The following is a 7,034-nucleotide window of genomic DNA, read 5'->3' as shown; positions in this document are numbered from 1 at the left end:
ATTTCTATGGACATTTACATATTGAATGTTCAGGCCATCTTGGACTTACTTCGATTGAGTATAAGGAGAATGTTGAGCCGAGGAAATCTGAAATAATTGATTTTTGTAAGAACATTTAATTAACAGTAGAATGCACAAAGACATAGATAGTGATATTGTCAGAAATACAGATCAGCGGATAAGTTTCATAGGAGCATATATGATTAGATTAGCAGATAAAAAAGATTTAGAAGCCATAAATGAACTTAGAAGACAAGTCAATGATATTCACGTTAATGGCAGGCCGGATATATTCAAACCTGGATTTTGTAAGGAATTGGAAGATCATGCCGAATGGTATTTATCCTCTGATTATAATGATATTTTTGTCGATGAACAAGAGGGGAAAATAGCTGGAATGGTAATGGTTGATTATATTTCAAAACCTGAATCCCCATACAGCTTCGCAAGAGACTTCTGTCATATTGCTGAAATATGCGTGGATAAAGAATACAGGCGAAGAGGTATTGCGCATTCCCTTATAGAACGTGTCAAAGAAGAGACTCAAAAACGTGGACTGAGCAAAATAGAATTGGATGTATGGGCGTTTAATGACGCTGCGACGTTCTATGAAGCTGAAGGTTTTAAACCATTTAGAACATTTTTGGAATATGATGTTTAGACCGTTATCTCTGAGAGATAATGGACGTTGACGCTGAGTTGGATTATAATGTTAGACGGAACTAACATAAGATTCCGATGGGAGGTAACTTAATATGCGGATTGTAAATCTCATTGAGAATACCGAAGGTGTACCCGGATGTACGTCTGCACATGGGCTGTCTTTTTATATTGAAACGGCGAAGCATAAAATGCTTGTTGATCTTGGCCCGTCTGAAGAGACGCTTGAAAATGCTGCTAAGCTGGGAATTGATCTTGGTGCAGTCGACACGGTGATATTGAGCCACGGTCACTATGACCATTCCGGTGGGATTATTTCTTTTGCCAAAATAAATGAACATGCGGATATATATATGCAGCGTCTTGCCACAGGGGATTATTACTCAGATGATGATGTGAGGGAAGGAAGAGACAGATATCGCTATATAGGAATTGATAAGGCAATAGCAGATCTTCCACAGGTTAAGCTGTTGGATGGGGATACTGTAATAGATGATGAAATCTCTGTATTTGTGATGGATGAGTCTGCATTTAAGCGGCCATTTACTAATTCCAGGTTAAAAGAAAAAGTGGATGGCTCTTATGTACAGGATGAGTTCAGGCATGAACAGTATGTTGTAGTCAGTGAAGGAAACAGAAAAATCCTCATATCCGGATGTGCTCATAATGGAATCCTGAATATCATGGGGGAGTATGAACGAAAATACGGTTCTTGTCCGGATGCCGTTATCAGTGGGTTCCATCTGATGAAGAAATCCGACTACACGGATGATGAGATTGATGAGATCATTGATACGGCCCAAAGACTTAAGGAGTATCGGACAACATTTTATACATGTCACTGCACCGGAGTTAAGGCATATGAGTCTATGAAGTGTATCATGGGCGATCAGTTAAAGTACGTTCACTCCGGTGAAGAGGTCAGGCTGAAATTCCACAAAAGCGCAGAAGAAAAAAGGAGAAAACAGTTTATGAAATGGCATAAGTTTTTTGCATGGGCAACAGTAGCATGTTTTATCATCACCATGATAACGGGATATGAAAAGAAATGATTTTTTTTAGCATCAACAAGATAAAGGACGACAACATCATCGAAGCTCTAAAAGAAGATGCATAATAATGCAATTTTTAGTGACAAATAGGGTGTAGTAATATACAATGATTACCTAACAAACAGGTAATCAATATGAAAGAAATAACATTAAAAGAAATTGAACAACTAAATACCGGATCCTACGAGATCATAGATATCAGAGATGAGGCAGCAAGGGATTACGGAATGATCCCCGGAGCAATCGCAATCTCTTTTGACGAAGAGGGACAAGACCCCGAAGAGAAGATAAATGAAATACCGGGAGATAAGAAGCTTATCTTTTATTGCGACTTTGGAAGAAAGACAAGAGACCTTCTATATGACCGGGACTTTCTTGCAAAAAGAGATTGCTACAGCCTCGAAGGTGGTTATACGGGATATGTGACCTCCAAGATTTCCGAGTTTGGCGATGTTTTGGCAAAGAGAGAAAAGGCAGAGAAGAGCATACAGAAGAAGTACCACAGACAGCTCTTTGCTCCCTTTGCAAAAGCCTGTAAGACTTATAAGCTGATCGAGGAGGGCGACCACATCGCCGTTTGTATATCCGGAGGAAAAGACTCTATGCTTATGGCAAAGCTTTTCCAGGAGATACAAAAGCACAAGCATTGCAATTTTGAGCTGACATTTTTATGCATGGATCCGGGCTATAACAAGGAAAACAGGGCCCTTATCGAAAGTAACGCCAAGGCACTGGGTATCCCTCTTACTATATTTGAGAGTGAGATCTTTAATGCCGTGGATACGATAGAGAAGAGCCCTTGTTACATTTGTGCCAGAATGAGGAGAGGTTATCTTTACAGCAAGGCAAAAGAGCTTGGCTGCAACAAGATAGCGCTGGGACATCACTATGACGATGTCATTGAGACCATTCTCATGGGCATGCTTCACGGAGGCCAGATTCAGACCATGATGCCCAAGCTCCACAGCACAAACTTTGAGGGAATGGAGCTTATAAGACCTCTCTATCTTGTTAGGGAGAGCGATATATGTACATGGCGCGACTATAATGATCTGCATTTTTTGCAGTGCGCATGCCACTTTACCGATACCTGTTCTACATGCCACGAGGATGGAACTACATCCTCCAAGAGGCTTGAGACCAAGAAGCTGATCGCAAGGCTCAAAGAGGACAATCCCTTCGTTGAAGCCAACATTTTCAAGAGTGTTGAGAATGTAAATGTAGACAGGGTCATTACCTACAAAAAGAACGGAAAAAAATTTAATTTTCTGGACGAGTATTGCGGAGAGGACTAAGTGTAGTATTATTGATATATGGGACATAAAGTCACTTTAAATTGATTAAAAATTTAAAGGAGTCACAATGGATAATACTACAGTCGCGAATAGTATAGATCATGGTGTAGGCCAGTTTGTTGCTGAAGCCAGCATTGAAGTGGACGATACAATACCAATATTTGACGTATCGGAATATCCACCTCAGCAGCAGGAAATCATAGCTGAGTGCAACAGAAGGATAGAAGAGGCTAACAGCAAATATCTGATCGCCAAATTCAGAGAGGATATGTTTGCCAAGGGACTAAAAGCCGGTATGTATTTCTGTACTTTTGACCGTGATGAGAATATGCTGAGCTTTGAATTCAATGATGAGACCAGACAGATGCTTGGGTACGACGGCCTTGACGATCTGCCTAATGAATTTGACAGCTGGGTCAGGACTCTTGTTCCTGAAGAAAAAGAGGCCATTGTTAAGCTGTTTTGGGATTCGGTCAAAAGTCATCGTGAACTGCCGGATATTACACATGCCACCTATCGCATGCAGAAGAAAGACGGCAGTATCATTTGGGTTACAGGAGCCGGAAGATTTATAAGACGCGCAGATGACGGCTCTTTAGAAATTTATATGGGATGCTACAGAGATATCACCGCACAGCAAGAGCTGGAGGAACACGTAAAGATCATCGAAGCTATCGGCAAGGTCTTTAATTTCTCTTTGTTTATTGATGTCAGTGATATGAGCTACCGTATGATCAGCACTAATGAATATGTGGATATGGTTCCTAAGGATCCTGATGCTTTTCAGTTCCTTAGAAACAATGTTGATGCATCGGTTGCTGAGAGCTTCCGCAAGAGCCTATATGAGTGGCTGAATAAGGATACTGTCCTTGCAGCTATAGATGAGCATGGATCCACAACTATGGAGTTTTACAGCGAAAGTGCAAATCGCTGGTTTAACGGAATCTTTATGGTTGGTGATCGCAAGGAAGACGGAAGCATAGCTCATATCGTTTATGGCTGCATGGATACGACAGATGCCAAGCTCCAGAATCTCGCTCAGCAGAAGATGATTTCCGAGTTTGAGGAGGAGGTCTATATTGATTCTCTTTCACAGATCCGAAACAGAAGGTTTTTGGATGAAAAGCTTGTATATGAACCATGTAATGCTGTGGTAATGGCAGATATAGATCTTTTTAAGGAAGTCAATGACACGGCAGGTCACAGGAGTGGCGACGAAGCCATCAAGAAAGTGGCTAAGATACTGGAACAGTCGGTTCGAAAGGATGATGTTGTCATCCGTTACGGCGGAGATGAGTTCATGATGGTCTTCTTCGACATTACCAAGGAAGATCTTGAGAATAAGCTGACATATTTGCAGGAGGCGGTAAAAGAGATTACTCTTGATGGAAGTTCAAAAGTGCAGATTACCATGAGTTTTGGAGGCGCTTTCGGAACTGAGCTTGTAAATAACCTGATTGCAACTGCGGATAAAGCTCTTTATGAATCAAAAAAGACTCGGGATTCATTCACAGTAATAGAGGTTTAATTAAAAAGTTCTTGAAAACAGTTTGCAGTCATATTAGCCTTTTCTTAGGACGTTATTCCTAAGAAAAGGCTTTTTTCAGGAGTTTTGTATGAGCAGAGATAAATTGGTGGGGATAAAGGACATCGCAGACAGATGTGGTGTCTCACAGGCAACTGTATCAAATGTATTAAACAACAAAAACAATGTGGGAAGGCAGACCAGAGATAAGATTCTGGAAGCCGCCAGAGAGCTGGGTTATGTTCCCAAAAGAACTGAGGAGACAGTTCATAAAAGAAAGAAGAATACTGTAGCCATCAACTTCAGTGATTTTGACGCTCAGTTCTACTTTGATGTTCTTCACGGCATAAGTGATTATGCTGTTAAAAAAGATTTCAACCTCCAAGTATCTGGGGCTTACAACGGTGAGTGTTCCCAACTATGAGAGGGGCTATCTTGCGATGCAGGCACTTGCGGACATAATAGACGGCACGGGGAATTTCGATAATTTCAAGATCGGTGCCAGGGTTAAGTGGAGAAAGTCAATTAAGCCGGTGACATGAACAAAATCGAAAGATATTTTGAAAAGCTGAAAACTAAAGATATAATCTGCTGGGGAAATGGAAAGCACTACAGAAATATCACGTATCCCTTCTTGCAAAAAAGTGGTCTGATCAAAAATCTAAAGGGATTTGCAGATGCTTCAGATAAAGAAAAACTGGCACAGATGGACCGGAATAAAACTGCTATTCTGATCGCAGTTACCGGGTATGATGAGATTCTTGGCCAGCTTAAGGCAGATGAGAGGCTTTCCGGGTTCGAAGCTGTCCCGTCCATTTATCTTGAAGCTCTTTATGAGGACATGCTTCTTTTATCAGTTAATAAGCCCCCTTTGAATTATCGAAAGCAAGACAAGCCGGTTATTCCAAAGCTCATTCATGCAATCTGGTTTTCGGGCGATCCGATGCCGGAGCTCTATCTTAGATGTCTTGAGTCCTGGAAAAAATATGCTCCTGACTGCGAGATAAAAATCTGGAACATGGAGACCTATAAGCCTGATCGGTGCCTTTTCTTTGAGCAGGCGATAGAGCAAAAAAACTGGGCTTTTGCATCGGACTATGCAAGGGCGGATCTGCTCTACAGATATGGCGGAATTTATATGGACCTTGATGTTGAAATGCTCCGTCCCATTGATGATCTGCTCTACAACGATGCTTATATGAGTTTTGAGTCTTTGGACCGCATAGAATGCGGCTCAGGAATGGGGGCAAGGCCGGGACATCCTGTTATTAAGGAAATCTGTGAGAGCTATGAAGAAAGACCTTATCTTAAGGCAGATGGAACCTGGGATAATTCCACCTGCCCTGTGCGCTACACTCAGGTAATAGAAAAGCATGGCCTCAAAAAAGACGGTGGCTTTCAATTTGTAGAAGATATCACTGTTTATCCCTTCGAGGTGCTGACCGGAAAAAGCTTTGATACAGGAATTATCTACAACACTGAATTAAGCTACACTATTCATCATCACAACGGAAGCTGGATTCCGGATCCTGCACATAAGGCAATGAATGAACGATATGAGAAGATTCAGTGGTTTCTTGAATCGATAGAATAAAAAGATGAGGCAAAATGAGTACATCAGAAAAAGTACTGTTTATACTTGAATCCAACAAAACAAAATATACATCCGGAGAAGAGATAGCCGGCCGGTGCGGCGTTTCGAGAAATGCAATCTGGAAAGCCATAAAAGACCTTCGCGAAAAAGGCTATTGCATCGAGGCAGTCAGTAATAAAGGATATAAGCTTACCGGGAACAACGATATTATTTCTGCTGAGGGAATAAAGGCTGATCTGTCTGAAGGCGCAGACATGGCAGATATATACGTCTATGACAGCCTGAAATCCACAAGCGATAAGGCAAAAGAGCTTGCGGTGAACGGAGCAGCTCACGGAACGGTCATAGTTGCTGCTACCCAGACAGGTGGCAGGGGCAGAAAGGACCATACTTTCTTTTCACCTGAAGGTGGGCTTTATATGAGCATTGTCCTAAGGCCTGACCTTCTGTTCAGTACCGACTATAAGGAAGTTACATCTTTTGTAGGAAATTCCGTGATAAGCGCTATAAAAGAGCTTACCGGCATAGAGTCTTATATTGACGGGATCAATGATCTGTATGTCGACGGTAAAAAGATATGTGGAATCCTTCTTGAGTCGGGAAGTGAGTTTGACAGTGGAACTCTCCAGTGGATCGTAGCCGGGATAGGAATAAACTTTGACTCGGATATAAACAGCTTCCCGGAGGATGTGAAGGAAAGAGCTTCAAGCCTTTTTGATAGTGGAAAAGCCACGATTACCAAAAATAAGCTGATAGCGAGAATAATTGAGAAAATATTAAAATGTCAGCCCTAAAAAATCAGGGCTGACATTTTTATTGTGTAGCATCTTTAATAAAACCCCCTGCTATGCAGGGGGACAACAGCTGCTTTAGCTTAAAGTAGAAAAACTCCGATATTACAAGATTTT

The 7,034-nt window shown here is 41.5% G+C and carries 7 protein-coding genes; all 7 read left to right on the top strand.

Annotated features, from left to right (window positions below; translation table 11 throughout):
• The first annotated feature begins 199 nt into the window (after positions 1 to 199).
• Positions 200 to 661, top strand: coding sequence for a GNAT family N-acetyltransferase (locus J6O61_RS13735; protein ID WP_292214410.1), 462 nt, complete (start codon positions 200 to 202; stop codon positions 659 to 661).
• 94 nt (positions 662 to 755) lie between these two features.
• Complete coding sequence (locus tag J6O61_RS13730) at positions 756 to 1,712, top strand: MBL fold metallo-hydrolase (RefSeq protein ID WP_292214408.1); 957 nt, start codon at positions 756 to 758, stop codon at positions 1,710 to 1,712.
• A 134-nt stretch (positions 1,713 to 1,846) separates the two neighbouring features.
• On the top strand, positions 1,847 to 3,007 hold the full coding sequence (locus tag J6O61_RS13725) for an ATP-binding protein (RefSeq protein ID WP_292214405.1): 1,161 nt from the start codon (positions 1,847 to 1,849) through the stop codon (positions 3,005 to 3,007).
• A gap of 67 nt (positions 3,008 to 3,074) precedes the next feature.
• The gene (locus J6O61_RS13720) at positions 3,075 to 4,535 is read left to right on the top strand and encodes a sensor domain-containing diguanylate cyclase (protein ID WP_292214403.1); all 1,461 of its coding nucleotides are present in this window, start codon (positions 3,075 to 3,077) and stop codon (positions 4,533 to 4,535) included.
• An 88-nt stretch (positions 4,536 to 4,623) separates the two neighbouring features.
• Complete coding sequence (locus J6O61_RS13715; RefSeq protein ID WP_292214400.1) at positions 4,624 to 4,956, top strand: LacI family DNA-binding transcriptional regulator; 333 nt, start codon at positions 4,624 to 4,626, stop codon at positions 4,954 to 4,956.
• A gap of 114 nt (positions 4,957 to 5,070) precedes the next feature.
• A complete protein-coding gene (locus J6O61_RS13710; RefSeq protein ID WP_292214399.1) occupies positions 5,071 to 6,126 on the top strand; it encodes a glycosyltransferase family 32 protein in 1,056 nt (351 codons plus the stop codon).
• A gap of 14 nt (positions 6,127 to 6,140) precedes the next feature.
• Complete coding sequence (locus J6O61_RS13705; protein WP_292214394.1) at positions 6,141 to 6,920, top strand: biotin--[acetyl-CoA-carboxylase] ligase; 780 nt, start codon at positions 6,141 to 6,143, stop codon at positions 6,918 to 6,920.
• Positions 6,921 to 7,034: the final 114 nt, after the last annotated feature.

Origin of the sequence: Butyrivibrio sp., from assembly GCF_017635265.1 — a bacterium.
In the GTDB taxonomy this organism is placed as follows: domain Bacteria; phylum Bacillota; class Clostridia; order Lachnospirales; family Lachnospiraceae; genus Butyrivibrio.
Note: the sequence above shows the minus strand (reverse complement) of the source record. Positions and strands in the feature narration are given on the sequence as shown.

What these genes read in the sequence shown, in the direction of transcription:
- J6O61_RS13725 (WP_292214405.1), top strand. Translation starts at nt 1,847, where the DNA reads ATGAAAGAAATAACATTAAAAGAAATTGAACAACTAAATACCGGATCC.
- J6O61_RS13720 (WP_292214403.1), top strand. Translation starts at nt 3,075, where the DNA reads ATGGATAATACTACAGTCGCGAATAGTATAGATCATGGTGTAGGCCAG.
- J6O61_RS13730 (WP_292214408.1), top strand. Translation starts at nt 756, where the DNA reads ATGCGGATTGTAAATCTCATTGAGAATACCGAAGGTGTACCCGGATGT.
- J6O61_RS13705 (WP_292214394.1), top strand. Translation starts at nt 6,141, where the DNA reads ATGAGTACATCAGAAAAAGTACTGTTTATACTTGAATCCAACAAAACA.
- J6O61_RS13715 (WP_292214400.1), top strand. Translation starts at nt 4,624, where the DNA reads ATGAGCAGAGATAAATTGGTGGGGATAAAGGACATCGCAGACAGATGT.
- J6O61_RS13735 (WP_292214410.1), top strand. Translation starts at nt 200, where the DNA reads ATGATTAGATTAGCAGATAAAAAAGATTTAGAAGCCATAAATGAACTT.
- J6O61_RS13710 (WP_292214399.1), top strand. Translation starts at nt 5,071, where the DNA reads ATGAACAAAATCGAAAGATATTTTGAAAAGCTGAAAACTAAAGATATA.